The organism is Nicoliella sp. ESL1120 (genome assembly GCF_058508515.1).
Map to the genome: position 1 here is coordinate 177641 of NZ_CP196383.1, position 19739 is coordinate 197379.

The following is a 19739-nucleotide window of genomic DNA, read 5'->3' on the forward strand; positions in this document are numbered from 1 at the left end:
ATTTCAGCGCAAAGGGTGTAAAATACAGTTGAACCCAAATTGAAAGGATGATCAAAATGAGTGACAGACAATTATTTACTGATTATTTTTACAATAAGGAAGATTATGACACCCAAGATGGTGGCTACGTTCCTTTAGAAGAACCTAAAGTTCCTCAACAAAAATTGAAAATTCCTGAAGTATTAGCTCCTGACAAGGAAACTGATACTGATATGTACTACACCGTCGTTTCTCAAACTGGTGAAGTTCAATTATTACCAGGGGAAAAGACTAAGACGTGGGGTTACAATGCTCCCCTTCTTGGTAAAACAATTATTTTCAAACGTGGTAAGCATATCCATATTACATTGAAAAATGAATTACCAGAACTAACTACATACCATTGGCATGGTTCTGTAATTCCTGGGGTTGCTGACGGTGGTTGTCACACCCCCGTTTACCCTGGTGAAACCAAACAAATTGATTTTGATATCGATCAACCAGCTGCTACCCTTTGGATGCACGCCCATCCATGTCCATCCACTGCCGAACAAGTTTGGCACGGTTTAGCTACCGCTGTCGTGGTTAAGGATGAAGAAGAAGCTAAGCTCCCATTACCACGGAACTACGGTGTTGATGACATTCCTTTGATTTTACAAGACCGTCGTTTCCACGAAGATAACCAATGGGATTACCAAGCTGATTATGATCCAGATGGTGTTGCTGGACCAACCCCAATGATTAACGGAACCATCAATCCATACTTTGACGTTACTACCCAAAAGGTTCGTCTGCGGGTTCTTGATGGTGCTAACCGAAGAGAATGGAGACTCCACTTTAGTGATGATTTGAAATTCACCCAAATTGCAGGGGACGGTAGCTTGTTACCCCACCCCGTTGACTTTACGAAGGTTTTAATTGGTTGTGCTGAAAGAATGGAATTTGTTGTTGACTTTGGTCAATACAAGCCTGGTGATGAAGTCGCCCTATACTCTGATAACGTTCCAATCGTTCGTTTTAGAATCCACGAATTCGCCAAGGACGATACTGAAATTCCAGAAACACTGACCAGCACCCTTCCAGATCCAGAAGTAACCCCTGATGCACCAATTCGGAAGGTTGTAATGTCTGGAATGGACGAATCCGTTGCCCTTAATGGTAAGAAATTTGATATGAGTCGGATCGATACCAAGACCAAGTTGAACAACGTTGAATACTGGGATGTTACTAATTCTAATGATATGGAGGGTGGGATGCTTCACCCTTACCACATGCATGGATGTGTATTTAAAGTCGTTTCTCGTGATGGTAAAGCTCCTCATCCAAATGAACTTGGCCTTAAGGATACGATTGAAGTTAATCCTGGTGAAACTGTCCGTCTTAAAGTTTGGTTCCCATGTGTTGGAGTGTTTATGTACCATTGCCACATCATTGAACATGAAGATGGTGGGATGATGCTTCAATTTGAAGTTCCAGATCCAAAACATCCAGATGAATTACCACAACCATTAATGGATCACCATACATTAATGAGCGCCTTCGCAAAGGAACGGGGCGTTAAGATGGAAGATCTTCATTTAGGTGGAATGGAATCTTACCATAAAATGAACATGAAAATGTAAAAATTGTTTGACATTCCATTGAAAAAATATTATAGTAATAAAGATGGAAAAAAGAAAAGATTACTAAATCGGAGGTGGACAAAATGACAGAATTAACATTTGATCCTGGAGCGACGAGTGAGTCGATGATGGGAAAGTCGAAGTCATTTAATAAGTCGCCAAGGAGTTTTCATGGTAGATAATTAATGACAGCCGATTTTCCCGAAAAACATTAATTTAATTGTTTTAATCTAATCAATCTTTTTCATATTGAAAGAGTAATTATCCAGCAATCGATGGTTAAAATAATTACGAAGCGTGTCCTATAGGAAAATTAGTTGTTGTTGATTATCTCGGTGTCTTCAATTATTCTAAGGTATTGACGTACTTATAATTGAAAAGGTAATCACGTTGCTTATGATGCTCTACTAGATGGGGAACCATTTGGGGAGGTACTGAACAACAATTTTAATTTTAAACTAAATTTTAATTTTACATTTTATCTGATAAACTAAAAAAGCATTCAAACTTTTGTTTGAATGCTTTTTTAGTTCTTAATTTTTAACTGGTAAGTATTCTTGAACATACTTATCGGACTGTTCTGAATTGAATTCTCCTTCAGACTTTCCAATAATAACGGTAGCAAGTGAATTCCCAACCACATTAACTGCGGTCCGCCCCATATCAACAATTCGATCGATTCCAGCAATAAACGCAAGGCCAGTTACTGGAATCCCAACTGTAGAAACAGTTGCAAGCAACACCACAAATGATGCTCCAGGGACTCCTGCCATTCCCTTAGAAGTAATGACTAATACCAATAACACCATGATTTGTTGGCCAATTGATAAGTGAATATTATAGGCTTGGGCAAGAAAAATAACTGCTAATGATTGATAAATTGCGGATCCATCAAGGTTAAATGTATATCCAGTTGGAATTACAAATGAAACAATCGATTTATCAACCCCGAATTTCTGCATTTTATCAATTAACCTTGGTAATGTTGCTTCCGAACTAGCAGTTGAAAATGCTAATACAATCTCATCTTTAATTACAAATAAAAGGTTTTTAAGGCTAAATCCGAATAGCTTTGCAGCTAATCCCATAAATACTAAGATAAATACTAACATCGTCGCATAGGCTAAAAATACAAAGTAACTAAGTGGCGCTAATGCCCCTACCCCCATTTGTGCAAGGGTCGCACCAATCAGTGCACAGACCCCGATCGGTGCTAAACTCATCACCCAGTTAGTAACCTTAAACATTACTTCTGAAACAGCAGTTAGAAAATCAATAATGATCTTACCACGTTCACCAATTGCGGCAGTTCCTAGTCCAAAGAATACTGAGAAAACAATCACTGGCATCATATTGCCATCACTTAATGATTTAAAAATATTCGTTGGAATCAAGTTCATAATCGTTCCCCAACCGCCACTTTCCTTAGCAGCATTGGCAGTTGATACATACTTACTAATGTCCTCACCCTTTAAGGCATGAATATTAATAAAGTCACCTGGATGCGTAAAATTAGCAACTACTAACCCCAATGCAATTGCAATCGTGGTCATAACTTCAAAGTAGATGATGGTTTTTCCACCAATTCGCCCTAGCTTTTTAATATCACCAATACTGGCAATTCCAACAGTTAAACAAGAAAGAACGATCGGCAACACAATCATTTGAATCAGATTAATGAACATCGTTCCGATATTAGACATTGTAGTAATCGCCGTTTGATTCTGGTAAAAGACAATTCCTAATACAATCCCTAACACTAATCCAATCATGATTTGCCAACCAATCGTTAGCTTAAACCTCTTCATAAAAATCCTCTTCCCATATTAATATACTATATGTAAATTATTATCATTATAATTTGCATGACTTATTATATTTTATCATAAATAGGTGATATTTTTGTATATTTATTAAAACAAATAAAAAACATCCGTAAAATTAATTACGAATGTTTTTTGTTTGCGTGGCAACGTCCTATCCTTGCAGGGGGCGATCCCCCAACTACTTTTGGCGCTCAAAAGCTTAACTTCTGTGTTCGACATGGGAACAGGTGTATCCTTCTGGCCATCATCACCACACTATTTATCTGTGAGAACTTCGTTCTCTCAAAACTAGATAATATTTTATTCTTCCATGAGAACAACCTTACTTGGTTAAGTCCTCGACCAATTAGTACTGGTCCGCTCCATGCATCACTGCACTTCCACTTCCAGCCTATCTACCTGATCATCTTTCAGGGGTCTTACTTCCATAAAGGAATGGGAAATCTCATCTCGAGGTGGGTTTCACACTTAGATGCTTTCAGCGTTTATCTCATCCATACATAGCTACCCAGCGATGCGCCTGGCGGCACAACTGGTACACCAGCGGTATGTCCACTCCGGTCCTCTCGTACTAAGAGCAGCTCCTCTCAAATTTCCTACGCCCGCGACGGATAGGGACCGAACTGTCTCACGACGTTCTGAACCCAGCTCGCGTACCGCTTTAATGGGCGAACAGCCCAACCCTTGGGACCAACTACAGCCCCAGGATGCGATGAGCCGACATCGAGGTGCCAAACCTCCCCGTCGATGTGAACTCTTGGGGGAGATAAGCCTGTTATCCCCAGGGTAGCTTTTATCCGTTGAGCGATGGCCCTTCCATACGGTACCACCGGATCACTAAGCCCGACTTTCGTCCCTGCTCGACCTGTATGTCTCGCAGTCAAGCTCCCTTCTGCCTTTACACTCGTCGAATGATTTCCAACCATTCTGAGGGAACCTTTGGGCGCCTCCGTTACTGTTTAGGAGGCGACCGCCCCAGTCAAACTGCCAACCAGACACTGTCTCCCACCACGATCAGTGGTGCGGGTTAGAGTGTTCATACAGCGAGGGTAGTATCCCACCAATGCCTCCATCGAGACTAGCGTCCCGACTTCTATGGCTCCTACCTATCCTGTACAAGCTATACAAACACCCAATATCAAGTTACAGTAAAGCTCCATGGGGTCTTTCCGTCCTGTCGCGGGTAACCTGCTTCTTCACAGGTATCTCAATTTCACCGAGTCTCTCGTTGAGACAGTGCTCAGATCGTTACGCCTTTCGTGCGGGTCGGAACTTACCCGACAAGGAATTTCGCTACCTTAGGACCGTTATAGTTACGGCCGCCGTTTACTGGGGCTTCGTTTCTGGGCTTCGCCGAAGCTAACTCATCCACTTAACCTTCCAGCACCGGGCAGGCGTCAGCCCCTATACTTCATCTTACGATTTTGCAGAAACCTGTGTTTTTGATAAACAGTCGCCTGAGCTTTTTCACTGCGGCTGCACGTAGTGCAGCACCCCTTCTCCCGAAGTTACGGGGTCATTTTGCCGAGTTCCTTAACGAGAGTTCACTCGCTCACCTTAGGATTCTCTCCTCGACTACCTGTGTCGGTTTGCGGTACGGGTAGTTAACTACTAACTAGAAACTTTTCTCGGTAGTGTGACATCAACGACTTCCCTACTAAATTTCGGTCCTCATCACACCTTGTCAACACGGTATTAAGCATTTGACTCAACACCTGACTTAGTGCTTGAACATCCATATCCAACAGGATGCTACGTTTAGCCTCCTACGTCCTTCCATCGGTCAAACATAGTTAACTAGTACAGGAATCTCAACCTGTTATCCATCGCCTACGCCTCTCGGCCTCGGCTTAGGTCCCGACTAACCCTGGGAGGACGAGCCTTCCCCAGGAAACCTTAGTCATTCGGTGGATCAGATTCTCACTGATCTTTCGCTACTCATACCGGCATTCTCACTTCTAAGCGCTCCACCAGTCCTTACGGTCTGGCTTCATTGCCCTTAGAACGCTCTCCTATCACGCAACATAGTTGCGTCCACAATCTCGGTAATATGCTTAGCCCCGGTAAATTTTCGGCGCAGAATCACTCGACTAGTGAGCTATTACGCACTCTTTAAATGGTGGCTGCTTCTGAGCCAACATCCTAGTTGTCTATGCAACTCCACATCCTTTTCCACTCAGCATATATTTAGGGACCTTAATTGGTGGTCTGGGCTGTTCCCCTTTCGACGGTGGATCTTATCACTCATCGTCTGACTCCTGGATATAAATCAATGGCATTCGGAGTTTATCTGAATTTAGTAACCCAAGACGGGCCCCTCACCCAAACAGTGCTCTACCTCCATGATTCTCGACTCCAAGGCTAACCCTAAAGCTATTTCGGAGAGAACCAGCTATCTCCAAGTTCGTTTGGAATTTCACCGCTACCCACACCTCATCCCAGCACTTTTCAACGTACACGGGTTCGGCCCTCCGGTGTGTTTTACCACACTTTCAGCCTGGACATGGGTAGATCACCTGGTTTCGGGTCTATCACAACATACTATGGCGCCCTATTCAGACTCGCTTTCGCTACGGCTCCGACTTTTCATCTTAACCTTGCATGTTATCATAACTCGCCGGTTCATTCTGCAAGAGGCACGCTATCACCCATTAACGGGCTCTAACTGCTTGTAGGCACATGGTTTCAGGAACTATTTCACTCCCCTTCCGGGGTGCTTTTCACCTTTCCCTCACGGTACTGGTTCACTATCGGTCACTAGGGAGTATTTAGCCTTGGGAGATGGTCCTCCCGGATTCCGGCAATGTTTCACGTGTATTGCCGTACTCAGGATCCTGAACTGAGGGAATTAGATTTCGTCTACAGGGCTATCACCTTGTGTCGCAGAACTTCCCAGATCTTTCGACTATCTAATTCTTTGGTAACTCAAATGTTCAGTCCTACAACCCCATCGAGTAAACTCGATGGTTTGGGCTGTTCCCCGTTCGCTCGCCGCTACTGAGGGAATCGAATTTTCTTTCTCTTCCTGTGGGTACTTAGATGTTTCAGTTCCCCACGTCTGCCTTTCAATGAGTATGAATTCGTCATTGAATAATAAACGATTAAATTTATTGGGTTTCCCCATTCGGAAATCTCCGGATCAAAGCTTACGTACAGCTCCCCGAAGCATATCGGCGTTAGTCCCGTCCTTCATCGGCTCCTAGTACCAAGGCATCCACCATGCGCCCTTAATAACTTAACCTATTACCACGGAGTGGTATTTGGTTAATTGAGTAAATACGAATAAAACTAATTTAAAAAACTCAAAATAACGCGGTGTTCTCGGTTGAAATTGTATTTAATACAATTCAATAATTTGGAAAAATTAAAATATTATCTAGTTTTCAAAGAACCAAGTATTATGACACTTACGTGTCAATGGAGAATAGCGGGATCGAACCGCTGACCTCCTGCTTGCAAAGCAGGTGCTCTCCCAGCTGAGCTAATTCCCCATACCATTTAAATTAAATTAATCAACAAGTGATTAATAATGGGCCTAAATGGACTCGAACCATCGACCTCACGCTTATCAGGCGTGCGCTCTCACCAACTGAGCTATAGGCCCAAAGAAGCGTGGTTCCATAGTTTGAGAGTAGACCTCTCAAAACTAAACAAAACTATGACTGTGTAAGGTTCCGAATTATTCCTTAGAAAGGAGGTGATCCAGCCGCAGGTTCTCCTACGGCTACCTTGTTACGACTTCACCCTAATCATCAGTCCTACCTTAGGCGGCTAGCTCCTCAAAAGAGGTTACTGCACCGACTTTGGGTATTACTAACTCTCATGGTGTGACGGGCGGTGTGTACAAGACCCGGGAACGTATTCACCGTGGCATGCTGATCCACGATTACTAGTGATTCCAACTTCATGCAGGCGAGTTGCAGCCTGCAATCCGAACTGAGAACGGCTTTAAGAGATTAGCTTGACCTCGCGGTTTTGCGACTCGTTGTACCGTCCATTGTAGCACGTGTGTAGCCCAGGCCATAAGGGGCATGATGATTTGACGTCGTCCCCACCTTCCTCCGGTTTGTCACCGGCAGTCTCACTAGAGTGCCCAACTTAATGCTGGCAACTAATAATAGGGGTTGCGCTCGTTGCGGGACTTAACCCAACATCTCACGACACGAGCTGACGACAACCATGCACCACCTGTCATCCTGTCCCCGAAGGGAACGGCTAATCTCTTAGCTTTGCAGGAGATGTCAAGGCCTGGTAAGGTTCTTCGCGTAGCATCGAATTAAACCACATGCTCCACCACTTGTGCGGGTCCCCGTCAATTCCTTTGAGTTTCAACCTTGCGGTCGTACTCCCCAGGCGGAATGCTTAATGCGTTAGCTGCGGCACTAAAGGGCGGAAACCCTCTAACACCTAGCATTCATCGTTTACGGCATGGACTACCAGGGTATCTAATCCTGTTTGCTACCCATGCTTTCGAGCCTCAGCGTCAGTTACAGACCAGACAGCCGCCTTCGCCACTGGTGTTCTTCCATATATCTACGCATTTCACCGCTACACATGGAGTTCCACTGTCCTCTTCTGCACTCAAGTTTCTCAGTTTCCGATGCACTTCTCCGGTTAAGCCGAAGGCTTTCACATCAGACTTAAAAAACCGCCTGCGCTCGCTTTACGCCCAATAAATCCGGACAACGTTTGCCACCTACGTATTACCGCGGCTGCTGGCACGTAGTTAGCCGTGACTTTCTGGTTAAATACCGTCAAAGCTTGATCATTTCCTATCAAACTTGTTCTTCTTTAACAACAGAGTTTTACGAGCCGAAACCCTTCTTCACTCACGCGGCGTTGCTCCATCAGACTTGCGTCCATTGTGGAAGATTCCCTACTGCTGCCTCCCGTAGGAGTATGGGCCGTGTCTCAGTCCCATTGTGGCCGATTACCCTCTCAGGTCGGCTACGTATCATTGCCTTGGTAGGCCATTACCCCACCAACAAGCTAATACGCCGCAGGTCCATCCTAAAGTGATGCAAACGCATCTTTCAAACAAAAACCATGCGGTTTTTGTTGTTATGCGGTATTAGCACTTGTTTCCAAATGTTATCCCCCGCTTTAGGGCAAGTTACCTACGTGTTACTCACCAGTTCGCCACTCACTTCGATGTTAAGTCAAGTTAATGCAAGCATCAACTATCATTAACGGAAGTTCGTTCGACTTGCATGTATTAGGCACGCCGCCAACGTTCGTCCTGAGCCAGGATCAAACTCTCATCTTATGATGAAAAGCTTAACGTTAGCTCTTCTTAATATTTGTTACTTTAAAGCGAATTGACTTCGCATAAGTTTTTTTGTACTTCATTTAAAATGAAGTTCCTTACACATTTTTTGTCATAATTTTGTTCAGTTTTCAAAGATCTACTTTTGTGCGTCGCTCTTAACGACAACTATTTAATAATATCAAATTGCTAACTAGATGTCAACGATTTTTTAAAATTAAATTTTGAATTATCAATCGCAATCGCTTTAACGCGTTGCTCAAATGACAACGTTTTATATATTATCAATTATTCAAATATAAGTCAACATGTTTTCAAACTTTTTTTCAAATTTATTTTCAAACTGATAAATCAATACTCTATTAACTTTTTACAAACTTGTATTTTAATCCAATCGGCAGCTTAAAAAATAATGTATACTAAAAAATAATTATCACGATTGAAATTGAAGGAGAATTTAAATGGAAGAAGTTGTAATCGTTAGCGCAGTTAGAACCCCAATTGGTAAATTTGGCGGCAGCTTAAGTAAATTATCAGCCGTCGAGCTTGGAACCATCGTTACTAAGGAAGCAATTAAACGTGCGCACCTTAACAATCATCAAATTGATCAAGTCATCTTTGGAAACGTCCTTTCAGCAGGAGCGGGACAAAATATTGCCAGACAAATTCAAATAAACGCTGGGATTAGTGAAACTAAAACTGCATTCACCGTAAATCAAGTCTGCGGTTCCGGGCTTCGTGCAGTTAGATCGGGACAAGCAGCGATTGCAGTCGGTGATGCAGACATCGTCGTCGTTGGTGGAACAGAAAGCATGTCAAATGCACCATTCATAAACAAAGAAATGCGTTTCGGCCATAAACTTGGTGCAATTACAATGGAAGATACTATCCAAACAGACGCTTTATTAGATGCTTTTTCTGGTCAACCAATGGGTGCTACCGCAGAAAAGGTAGCTGAGCAATTCAACATCTCAAGACATCAGCAAGATGAATTTGCTTATCAATCATATCAAAAAGCAATCCTGGCACAAGATAATAAATACTTTAAAGACGAAATCGTTCCCATCAAATTAAAAAATGGCGTAATCATTAAAGATGATGAAAGCGTTCGCCGTGATACAACCATGGAAAAACTTGCTAAACTGAAACCAGTATTTAAAAAAGATGGTAGCGTCACTGCTGGGAACGCAGCCAGTCTAAACGACGGTGCTTCTGCACTCGTTTTGATGACTAAAAATAAGGCCGACCAATTAGGAATTAAGCCGCTCGCTACCATTAACGGCTACCAAGAAACTGGCATTGATCCATCCATAATGGGATACGCACCATATTATGCAATCAAACAATTGGTGGATGCTCAAGGAATTAACGTTAGTGACTTCGAGCAAGTCGAACTAAATGAAGCGTTTGCAGCTCAATCACTTGCAGTTATTAATGATCTAAACATTGATCGTAACCGTGTCAATGCAACGGGTGGTGCCATTGCCCTGGGCCATCCCCTTGGTGACTCCGGTTCTAGAATCATCGTTACATTAATCAACAACTTAAAACGTAATCATCAAAGTAGAGGTCTTGCAACCTTATGTATTGGTGGTGGAATGGGAATGGCAATGGATATTTCCATTTAGTCTATAATTAACCGTTAAATCTTTTTGATTTAACGGTTTTTGTTTAACTAGTTTCTGTTAAGAGTCATTACTGCATGGTAAAATTAAAGTAGTTGAGTGACTCAATTATATTTATCGAGGTGATTAAGTACATGCCAGTCAACACAAGTTTTTCAGCAATAATCGTAATGGGTGCTCAAAACATATATGTGCAAATTATTGATTTAAATAATTCCCAAATTGTGGAGAACACTCGTTATGATATCGACCTTGGAGAAGATGTTTTCTCCGAAAGAGTTGTTCATAGTAATACCGTAAACGAAATCGCAACTGCTTTAAAGGTAATTCGGAACCTACTTGATGAATATCAAGTTAAGTCCTATCAATTCTATGCGACCCATGCATTTCACGAAGCCAAAAATTCGGAATTCGTTAGGGAACAATTAGAAGAACGGAGTCATTTCGATATCCAATGGATTAGCCAAAGCCAAGAAGCACTTTATCGTAATCTGGCTACTAATACTTATCTAAAGGATTTTGACCAAATTACCCAGAAAAATACTCTTTTGATCGACATCAGTTCAGGAAGCGTGGAGCTGATCGCCTATAAACATGGTAAATTCACATCATCTAGGACCCTTAAACTAGGCCCACTTCGGGTTTATGAATCAACACGTGATATTAAGGAGTCTGCTCCCGACTACTTTGCAATCTTACGGGACTACATTGATAGTAGATTAATTGATTTTGTTAGATTCCTCCCTGATATCGAAAAAACTGAAAATGTTATTTTAATGGGTTCATCGATATCAATTTTAAAGCCACTAATTAGTGACCTGCATAAAACACTCAAAATCTCAATTAACGAATTTAATGTCCTTTATAATGAAATCAAGAAAAGCAACGACCAGATGCTGGTACAAAAATACGATGTAGATGAAAGCGACGTTCCGCAAATCTTGCCCATTATGACAATGTTGCACGAACTATTTAAAAACTTTAACACTAAGCATCTATGGGTATCTGATCTGAAATTCATCGATGGCTTATCTTATGATTTAATTTCTAAAATTAGTGGCAATAAGAAAAACGATGCGTTGAAAGATCAAATTTTAATTTCAGCTCACAATTTAGCTAAACAATATCGGGTCGAGGCGCGCCACCAAGAATTTGTTGAAAAATTTGTTATGAAACTCTTCGACGAACTCAAGTTTCTCCATGGTTTAACCGCTAGAGACCGCCTCTTATTAGAAATATCGGCCATTGTGGATGACGTTGGTTCTTTCATCAACAATCACAATCACTATGTTCATTCAGAATATATTATTCAAAACTCAGAAATCATTGGACTCTCGGAATCAGAACTCCGCATGGTTGCAGCAATTTCTAGATACCACAGCCATAAGGCAACCTCATCAGCTTTAAAGCATCTTGATAATCTAAATATTGACCGTCGAATGAGGATCATGAAAATGGCTGCCATTTTAAGAATTGCTGATGCATTAGATGCTAGTCGGAAACAAAAAATCAAGTCCATTGAAATTGGTACTGGCGATCCCACTCAAGTAATCATTACCGCAACTGCAGATCAAGAAATTGAATTAGAGAAGCTCAATTTTAACCGTAAGGGAGCATTCTTTGAATCCGTATTCGGTGTTAAACCTACATTGAAAGGAAGATTAAAAATATGAAGTTCGATAATCCAGAATACTTCAATAGCCGTGAACTAAGTTGGCTCGATTTTGACAGCCGCGTTTTAGATGAAGCCAATGATACTACTAACCCCCTCCTTGAAAGACTAAGATTCTTGGGAATTACCCAGAGTAATCTAGATGAATTTTTCAACATTCGGGTTGCATCCCTGCATAAACTCGTTTCAGTTGGCTACGAAAAACCAGATGCAGCTGGTCTTACCCCATTACAACAACTAAAGGGGGTTTCCAAAAAGGCCCATGCGTTAGTTGATAACCAATACAACATCTTATTTAAGGGCATCCTTCCTAAGATGGCGAAACGCAACATCCACCTGCTTAAAATGGATGAACTCAATAATCGCCAAAAGGATTTCTTGGATGACTACTTCCACCAAAAATTATATCCAGTTTTAACCCCCCTTGCAGTCGATGTTTCAAGACCATTCCCATTCATTGCCAATAATACGTTGAACATCGCATTGATCATTACCAAAAAGGGCCACAGCAAACAGGAATCATTTGCTACCGTTCAAGTTCCAGATGTTTTCTCACGGGTCATCAAATTACCAGATGCCGTAAACGACTTCGTACTCCTTGAAGAAGTTATTAAATACTACGCTGGGGAATTATTTGTTGGCTATACTGCACATGATTTAGCATGCTTTAGAGTTACTCGGGACATGGATATCGAAGCGGATGAAGATACATCTGACTTAATGCGTGAAATCAAGCATGAACTGCGTCAAAGAGAACGGGGGCAGGTAATGCGACTAGAGATTGAATCTAGTATGAGCAACCGCCTTCGCGATCGTTTGATCAATGAATACCACCTTGATTACGATGCAATTTACGTTGTCGATGGTCCAATTGACCTTACATTTGTCAGCAAGTTGATTAAACAAGTTACTTACCACCCGAACTTGCTCTTCCCTAAATTTACACCGTACTTTCCTGCTCCACTTAAGGATGAAACGATGTTTGAGGCAATTTCTAAAAGTGATGTCTTTGTCCACCATCCCTATGATTCCTTCCAACCAGTATTGAATTTCATTAACCAAGCAGCTAACGATCCAGATACTTTAGCAATTAAGATGACTCTCTATCGGGTTTCACCTAATTCACCAATTATCAAATCACTAAAGCGGGCTGCACAAAATGGTAAACAAGTTACCGCATTGGTGGAACTAAAGGCTCGATTTGATGAAGCTAACAACCTTCATTGGGCAGATGAACTAGAACGGGCTGGTTGTCACGTTATCTACGGACTAGTTGGTTTAAAGGTGCACAGTAAATTAACCTTGATCGTTAGAAAAGAAGAGGATGGAATCAAGCGTTACATGCACATGGGAACTGGTAATTACAATGATGTTACCGCTAAGCTATATACCGATATGGGAATCTTTACCGATAACCAGGAAATGGGAATTGATGCTACTAACATCTTTAACATGTTATCAGGATTTTCCGAACCCCCTTACTTCCATAAACTGACCATCTCCCCTAACGGAATCAGAAATTACCTAATGGAACGTATCGATGATGAAATTGAAAACGTGAAGGCTGGTAAGAAGGGATTCATTCAAATGAAGATGAATTCACTTTCTGATACAATTATCATTAAAAAGTTATATGAAGCCAGTGCTGCTGGAGTCAAAATTAACTTAATCGTTAGAGGAATCTGTAACTTACGGGTTGGAATCAAGGGAGTTAGTGATAATATCACCGTCCATTCACTAGTTGGCCAATTACTTGAACACAGCCGAATTTATTATTTCTACGCTGATGGTGAAGAAAAGGTATTCCTCTCTAGTGCCGATTTAATGAAGCGAAACCTCAGCCGAAGAGTGGAATTATTATTCCCAATTCTGCAGGATGATATCCGTGAACATATTATCAGAATTTATGATATCCTTTGGAATGACAACGTTAAAACGCGGGTGCTACAACCAGATGATACTTGGCCACATGCGAAAGCAGACGATCAAGAACCATTAAACGCACAGTCATTCTTAATCGAAAATCGTAAAAAGATTGCTGATTCATTGTTCGATCATGACTTTAAAAAACCTGCTAAACGGAAAAACACTAGATTCATGCCAATTCGTAACCATAATGGAAGGAAGCTTTAGTTAATGGAATATTTCGCAGTAATTGATTTAGGTTCAAACTCAGCTAGATTAGCCGTTACCAAGATTAAAGATGATGGCACATTTGAAAACGTCATTGAAAGAAAAGAAGCCGTTCGCCTTTCCGAGAACATGGGTGAAGAACGCACGTTAAAACAACCTGCAATTGATAGAACGATTACCGCTCTTAAGTCTTTCAAGGATTGTTTCAAAGACTTCCCTAATTTAAAGATTCGGGCCGTGGCCACTGCCGCTACTAGAATGGCAGCTAACCAGGCCGATTTTTTAAAGGAAGTTAAGGATAAAACTGGAATTACGTTAGAAGTCATCGCTGGAACAGAAGAGGCTTATTACGATTACCTTGGGGTCATCAATTCCTTACCCATCGTTAACGGCATCATTATGGATACCGGTGGCGCCAGTACCGAACTAATCCTGGTCCAAAATAAGCGAATCGTTAACCTGATCAGTTTACCAGTAGGTTCGGTCACCCTTTCTGAAGAAGATGTCAATCCAGATAAGGTCTCAGCTGCACAAATGTACCGCGTTTTTGACCAACTCAATGATATTTATAATGATATCTGGTGGCTTTACCGTGGCACTAACCTTCCAATCATTGGGCTCGGTGGTTCTAATCGGACCCTTGCTAAAATTAAGCGACGGAATGATCCTGATAGAAGACACTGGGATGACATCCACGGCTTCCACTTAAGTGCTAAGGAAGTAAAGGAAATTTTCTTAAAGCTAGTTGACTCGACCCTTGAAGAACGTAAGAACATCCCAGGGCTATCCAAGGAACGAGCTGACATTATTGTGGGTGGACTTGCTCCTGCAATGTCATTGATCTGGCGGCTCAATTCCGATCGGATGATTTTCTCTAAGCAGGGATTACGGTTCGGGGTTCTTTATGAACACATTGAAAAACTAAGAAACGTAGAAACCCAAGAATTTATGCAAATGCCAAAGGAGGATCAGGAAAACGATGATTAAATCAGACTTTGATGTTCAAATTAAGTTAATGATTATGTACATCATCGGAGTCATCGTCGTATTATCCTTACTGGCCTATCTCATTTACCGACGCAAAAAGCTATTTACGAAGTTCACCACTCCGCTAATGGTCGTAGAACTAGTTATGATTTATATATTAGTAACGGTCATTCGATTATCATAATCAAAAAGCAGGCCCGCGGGTCTGCTTTTTTAATTTATTTAATTACCACTTTGGTTCCCATTGGAACGTTTTGGTTAATCCACTTTGCATCTGGAATCGATAACCGAATGCAGCCGTGTGAATTAGCGGTTTTGCCTAATTCTTCAGCTTCAGACTTAATATATTGACCGTTTGCGTTCGTTGGAACGGTATGGAATAGATAAATCCCATGGTCCTTCCATGAAGTCCAATAACGCGCACCTTCTTTAGATTCCTGATTATAAAAGAAGTTCCCCCGCTCAGCTTGAATATAGTAGGTTCCGCGCGGCGTTGAATTATTGGCCCCCGTTGAAGCATTCATGGTATACAAGACTTTATTAGTAGCACTCATAATAAAGACCCGTTGTTGCTTAATCGACACTTTGATCCAATTGTGACGACTTAATTGCATGTTTGGATATGGTTTATTTTCGGATGGTTTGCGCCAATTAATCTTCGTTTGTTTAACCGTCGATTTAGCAGTACCTAATTTCTTTTGGTGATAGCTATAAGCACTGACCGAATTAGAACTAGCATGTTGATTGTTATTACTGCTACACCCACTTAGCATTAGGATCAATAGCAGCGGGAATAATAAAAATCGTTTTGGCATTTAAACACCTTCTTTTACCATTATTTTATAATTGATTCAATCAATAAATCAATAAGCACTTACTAATCATCATCATTGATTCGGACTAGCAGGTGCTTATTATTTAGGTTTATTTATTTTCAGAACCATTAATATTAATGTTATCCAACTTAGTGACATTAATATCTTCAACTTCTGTCCAATTTAAGTTCAAATGATTTCCTTCGTGGAAGAAGAATCCAGTCATGGTCTTATAGCCATCATTAATAAACAATTCAAATACCGTATTATCAAGGTATAGTGAACAATTTTCAACCTTATCATTGTTAAAGCGAATGCTTCTTGTTTCATCTTGACCATCGTTTTCAACATCCTTACGATGAAGGGTCAACTTCTGACATTCGTTATCGATATCAATTACCAAGTGTGTATTGCCAGCAGTAATTGCAACTTGGTTATCAGATTCTGGATTTACTTTGAAGTTGATCAAACTTTGCTTTCTAACTTCCATCCCATTAAACGTATCCTCGGAGCCCAATGCTAATGACTTCATTTCATGAACTGGTTTTTGAATCAAGTGACCATCTTTCACACTTAATTCACGAATCATGGATAAACCACCTTCCCAACCTTCGTCATCGGAAGGATAGGTAGTATCTGGGAGCCCTAGCCATCCACAGATCAAAGTCCGTCCATCGGGAGCATTAATCCCTTGGGCAGCATAAAAATCAAAACCATCATCTAATTGACGCATCTTAGATGGATTAATTAATTTCATCGTTTCCCAATTAATATCATCGGCAACAATATAAGCATTTGGATGAACATTATCGTACTTAAATGAGCTCTTATCAGCTCCCTGTGGACAAAAAGTCAGTACTGGATGCCCATCAACGAACAATAAGTTTGGACATTCTGCCATATAGCCCAAGTTATCGTTCCCAATATCTAGTTTGCTATAGAATTCCCAATCACGATCAACGTTAGCAGAACGATATACAACCACTTCTCCATTTTCATCAGTGGTTTGCGCACCGATAAATGCATAGTAATAATCATCATGCTTAATTACTTGTGGATCTCTGAAGTGTCCAGTGACACCCTTTGGTGGGTTGGCAATTAAGGGCTTTGCTAATTTTTCAATATTATTATCCTTGTCCATCCAAGCCCCATCTTGATATGGATGACGAACTTCATTCATCTTTTCCCAGACGTTTCCAGTGTACATTAAGAATAACTTGTCTCCGACTGGAATCGCAGAACCTGAATAACAACCATGCCGATCATACTTAGTATCAGGGACCATTGGTTTATCAGTGTTCTTCCAGTGTACTAAATCATCAGACACCATATGCGTCCAGCTCTTTAACCCATGAATTCCACCAAATGGAAACGCTTGAAAGAACATGTGCCATTGACCATTAAAGTATGAAAAACCGTTCGGATCATTTAATAATCCAGTTTCAGTTTGAATGTGATATCCTAAACGCCAATGTGACTTTGCGATTTGTGCCTTTAGCTCATCAATTCGTTCACTTGGCCAGTCTTTATACAAACGATTTAAGCGTTCTGTATTCCAATATTTTTTATCCATAATTTAAGCTCCTTTATCAAAAATAAATTTAATTATATTTTACCATAATTATGTTTTATACCTATACTGATAAATTGCATATGATATGATTATAATATAAAAAACATTGCGGGAGGGGTTCCAGTGCCAAATAACGAATTGTTAAAAATATTCTTAAATCATCAAAATAAATGGTTATCAGGAAATAGTCTAGCTGAGCAGTTAAACATTAGTAGAACGATGATTTGGAAGCACATCAATGCGCTAAGGGAAACTGGGTATCAAATTGAGCGTAAACATAATCTGGGGTATCGTTACATCGGCACTGATAAATTAAGTGCGACAGCAATTGAACATTTTTGTTTACAATCAGTCCAGGTCCACGCTTTTAATCAACTCCCCTCCACTAATAAATACGCAAAAGAACTAGTTAACCAAAACGTCATCGAACAGCCATTTGCAGTCATCGCTAATCAACAAACAGCTGGTTATGGTCGACGGGGACGGCAATTTTATTCACCAGCTAATTCAGGACTCTACCTGACAATTGCCGTTCCAGTTGGTCATGACTCAACAATCGATCCAGGATTATTAACTACTACGACCGCAGTGGCAATCGTAAAAGCATTAAAACAAAGTTATCCAGATGTTTCATTTCAACTCAAATGGATCAATGATATTTGGGTTAATAATCACAAGGTGGGCGGCATTATGACCGAATCAATTATGGATATTGAATTAATGCAGCCTTCGGTAATCATCGTTGGAATTGGGATCAACCTTGCGACTACTGATTTTCCCGCTGAAATCGGCCAACCAGTTGCATCGATTGGGACCCAATTAATCGATCGAAACAAAATCGCTGCTGACATCATTAATCAATTCCTAAAGAGCTATCCCACCTATCAAACGGGACAAGCAATGGCTGATTACCGTAAATTGTCGGTCGTCATTGGCAAGCAAGTCACCATTAGTACTAAAAAACAACCATTAGTTGGGATCGTTGATAATATCGCAGATAATGGGGCGTTAATTTTAAAAACCGCAGATGGTAAAAAACATCAAATCATGACCGGAGAAGTTACCAAGGTTAGAATTACGACTAACAAAGAAACCGATTCATAATGAATATGGTTTCTTTTTTTGTAAATTCATGTATAATAGTTAACCGTTAAATAAAAAAGGTTAACTATTATGGAGGAACCCATGAAAACTAGGGATTTATCACAGATTGCAATTATGATTGCTTTAATTATCGTTTTAGGAATGATTCCAGGAATCCCGATTGGCATCATCCCAGTTCCAATTGTTTTGCAAAATTTTGCGATCATCTTAGCTGGACTACTATTAGGCGGCCGCAATGGAACGATTGCAGTTGCTATCTTTATTTTATTAGCAGCACTGGGGCTGCCGATTCTATCTGGATTTAGAGGTGGGCTGCCAGTTGTGCTAGGCCCAACGGGGGGTTATATATTAGCATGGCTACTGACGCCTTGTTTAATATCACTGGGTATCAAGATAATTAGTAAATGGCAAAAAAAGCCGCTTAATTTTAGCGAACTATTATTAGTAACACTGTCAGTTAGTATTATATGCATCTACCTAATTGCGGTTAGTTGGCTCAGTATTCAATCTCACATTCCATTCATGGTTGCATTATCGGCGAACGCTCTGTTTGTTCCGGGGGATGTGATTAAAGCAGTGATTGCAGTGATCATTGCCATGCGCTTAAATCAATCACTTCACTTAAATAAACCATATTAAAAAAGCGACCATTTATGGTCGCTTTTTATGGCTAAAGTAAATTTAAAATTAAACCAATGTTGACAAACATCAAGGTAATTGCAAATGCATTAAATAATATACTCCGTTTTTCAATAAAGATTCGCACCACATCGGCATCTAAATCATCATCAGATTCAAAAGCATGAATATCAACTTGATGATGTTCACGATAAATTGCAATTAACGTTTTTGATAGTGTTCCAATAATTACAATTACAAATACCATTAAGGCCAAAAATTTAGTCAGTTTCGTAAATGGGACCACGGCCATGATCAATCCCGAACATAACAAACAGGCAATTTGGGCGATAAAGCTCCAAAGGCGATGCTTACCAATAAAATCAACTTTGTGAGCATTGAGACCAGTGGCTCGCATAAATTGCCAATACTTAATTCCCAATGCAGCTGAAACCAAAACCGCTACTACGGGACAAACGAACGTTAACGTTAATAAGATTAAATAAAATAACAAGTTAT

General features: G+C 40.6%; 12 protein-coding genes, 2 tRNA genes and 3 rRNA genes. 8 read left to right on the forward strand and 9 right to left on the reverse strand.

What is annotated here, in order from left to right:
• The first annotated feature begins 56 nt into the window (after positions 1-56).
• Complete coding sequence (locus tag ACSYTE_RS00805; protein WP_491716835.1) at positions 57-1601, forward strand: multicopper oxidase family protein; 1545 nt, start codon at positions 57-59, stop codon at positions 1599-1601.
• 533 nt (positions 1602-2134) lie between these two features.
• On the opposite strand, the gene ACSYTE_RS00810 is transcribed toward ACSYTE_RS00805, so the two are convergent.
• The 6 genes from ACSYTE_RS00810 to ACSYTE_RS00835 all read right to left on the reverse strand — a co-directional run bounded on the left by ACSYTE_RS00810 (position 2135) and on the right by ACSYTE_RS00835 (position 8693).
• Entirely contained in the window at positions 2135-3409 is a 1275-nt protein-coding gene (locus ACSYTE_RS00810) for a dicarboxylate/amino acid:cation symporter (protein WP_491716836.1), read from the reverse strand.
• A 156-nt stretch (positions 3410-3565) separates the two neighbouring features.
• A 5S ribosomal RNA gene (gene rrf, locus ACSYTE_RS00815) occupies positions 3566-3682 on the reverse strand.
• 71 nt (positions 3683-3753) lie between these two features.
• A 23S ribosomal RNA gene (locus tag ACSYTE_RS00820) occupies positions 3754-6668 on the reverse strand.
• Between the two features lie 177 nt (positions 6669-6845).
• Positions 6846-6918, reverse strand: a tRNA-Ala gene (locus ACSYTE_RS00825).
• A gap of 39 nt (positions 6919-6957) precedes the next feature.
• Positions 6958-7031, reverse strand: a tRNA-Ile gene (locus ACSYTE_RS00830).
• 86 nt (positions 7032-7117) lie between these two features.
• Positions 7118-8693: ribosomal RNA gene (locus tag ACSYTE_RS00835) — 16S ribosomal RNA — on the reverse strand.
• The 16S, 23S and 5S rRNA genes sit together here with 2 tRNA genes alongside, the layout of an rRNA operon.
• A gap of 461 nt (positions 8694-9154) precedes the next feature.
• Here ACSYTE_RS00835 and ACSYTE_RS00840 point away from each other — a divergent pair.
• The 5 genes from ACSYTE_RS00840 to ACSYTE_RS00860 all read left to right on the forward strand — a co-directional run bounded on the left by ACSYTE_RS00840 (position 9155) and on the right by ACSYTE_RS00860 (position 15294).
• Positions 9155-10321, forward strand: coding sequence for an acetyl-CoA C-acetyltransferase (locus tag ACSYTE_RS00840; RefSeq protein WP_491716837.1), 1167 nt, complete (start codon positions 9155-9157; stop codon positions 10319-10321).
• A gap of 92 nt (positions 10322-10413) precedes the next feature.
• On the forward strand, positions 10414-11991 hold the full coding sequence (locus ACSYTE_RS00845) for a Ppx/GppA phosphatase family protein (RefSeq protein WP_491716838.1): 1578 nt from the start codon (positions 10414-10416) through the stop codon (positions 11989-11991).
• Positions 11979-14123, forward strand: a complete 2145-nt coding sequence (locus ACSYTE_RS00850) for an RNA degradosome polyphosphate kinase (protein WP_491717265.1) — start codon at positions 11979-11981, stop codon at positions 14121-14123. Before ACSYTE_RS00845 ends, ACSYTE_RS00850 begins: the two co-directional genes overlap by 13 nt.
• 3 nt (positions 14124-14126) lie before the next feature.
• Complete coding sequence (locus ACSYTE_RS00855) at positions 14127-15110, forward strand: Ppx/GppA phosphatase family protein (RefSeq protein WP_491716839.1); 984 nt, start codon at positions 14127-14129, stop codon at positions 15108-15110.
• Positions 15103-15294, forward strand: coding sequence for a hypothetical protein (locus tag ACSYTE_RS00860; RefSeq protein ID WP_491716840.1), 192 nt, complete (start codon positions 15103-15105; stop codon positions 15292-15294). The genes ACSYTE_RS00855 and ACSYTE_RS00860 overlap by 8 nt, the downstream gene beginning before the upstream one ends.
• 34 nt (positions 15295-15328) lie before the next feature.
• On the opposite strand, the gene ACSYTE_RS00865 is transcribed toward ACSYTE_RS00860, so the two are convergent.
• Together ACSYTE_RS00865 and ACSYTE_RS00870 are read right to left on the reverse strand one after the other, a co-directional pair.
• Positions 15329-15925 carry a L,D-transpeptidase gene (locus tag ACSYTE_RS00865; protein ID WP_491716841.1) on the reverse strand — a complete coding sequence of 199 codons (597 nt, stop codon included), beginning with the start codon at positions 15923-15925 and terminating at the stop codon, positions 15329-15331.
• Between the two features lie 109 nt (positions 15926-16034).
• Positions 16035-17498, reverse strand: coding sequence for a sucrose-6-phosphate hydrolase (locus tag ACSYTE_RS00870; RefSeq protein WP_491716842.1), 1464 nt, complete (start codon positions 17496-17498; stop codon positions 16035-16037).
• A 123-nt stretch (positions 17499-17621) separates the two neighbouring features.
• Between ACSYTE_RS00870 and ACSYTE_RS00875 the strand changes: the two genes are divergently transcribed.
• Positions 17622-18602 (forward strand): biotin--[acetyl-CoA-carboxylase] ligase, encoded by a 981-nt coding sequence (locus ACSYTE_RS00875; RefSeq protein WP_491716843.1) that lies wholly within the window; start codon positions 17622-17624, stop codon positions 18600-18602.
• Between the two features lie 81 nt (positions 18603-18683).
• Positions 18684-19241, forward strand: coding sequence for a biotin transporter BioY (locus ACSYTE_RS00880; protein WP_491716844.1), 558 nt, complete (start codon positions 18684-18686; stop codon positions 19239-19241).
• A 31-nt stretch (positions 19242-19272) separates the two neighbouring features.
• Here the strand turns inward: ACSYTE_RS00880 and ACSYTE_RS00885 are convergent, their stop codons facing one another.
• Positions 19273-19734: a hypothetical protein gene (locus ACSYTE_RS00885; RefSeq protein WP_491716845.1), complete on the reverse strand. Its 462-nt coding sequence runs from the start codon at positions 19732-19734 to the stop codon at positions 19273-19275.
• Positions 19735-19739 lie beyond the last annotated feature (5 nt).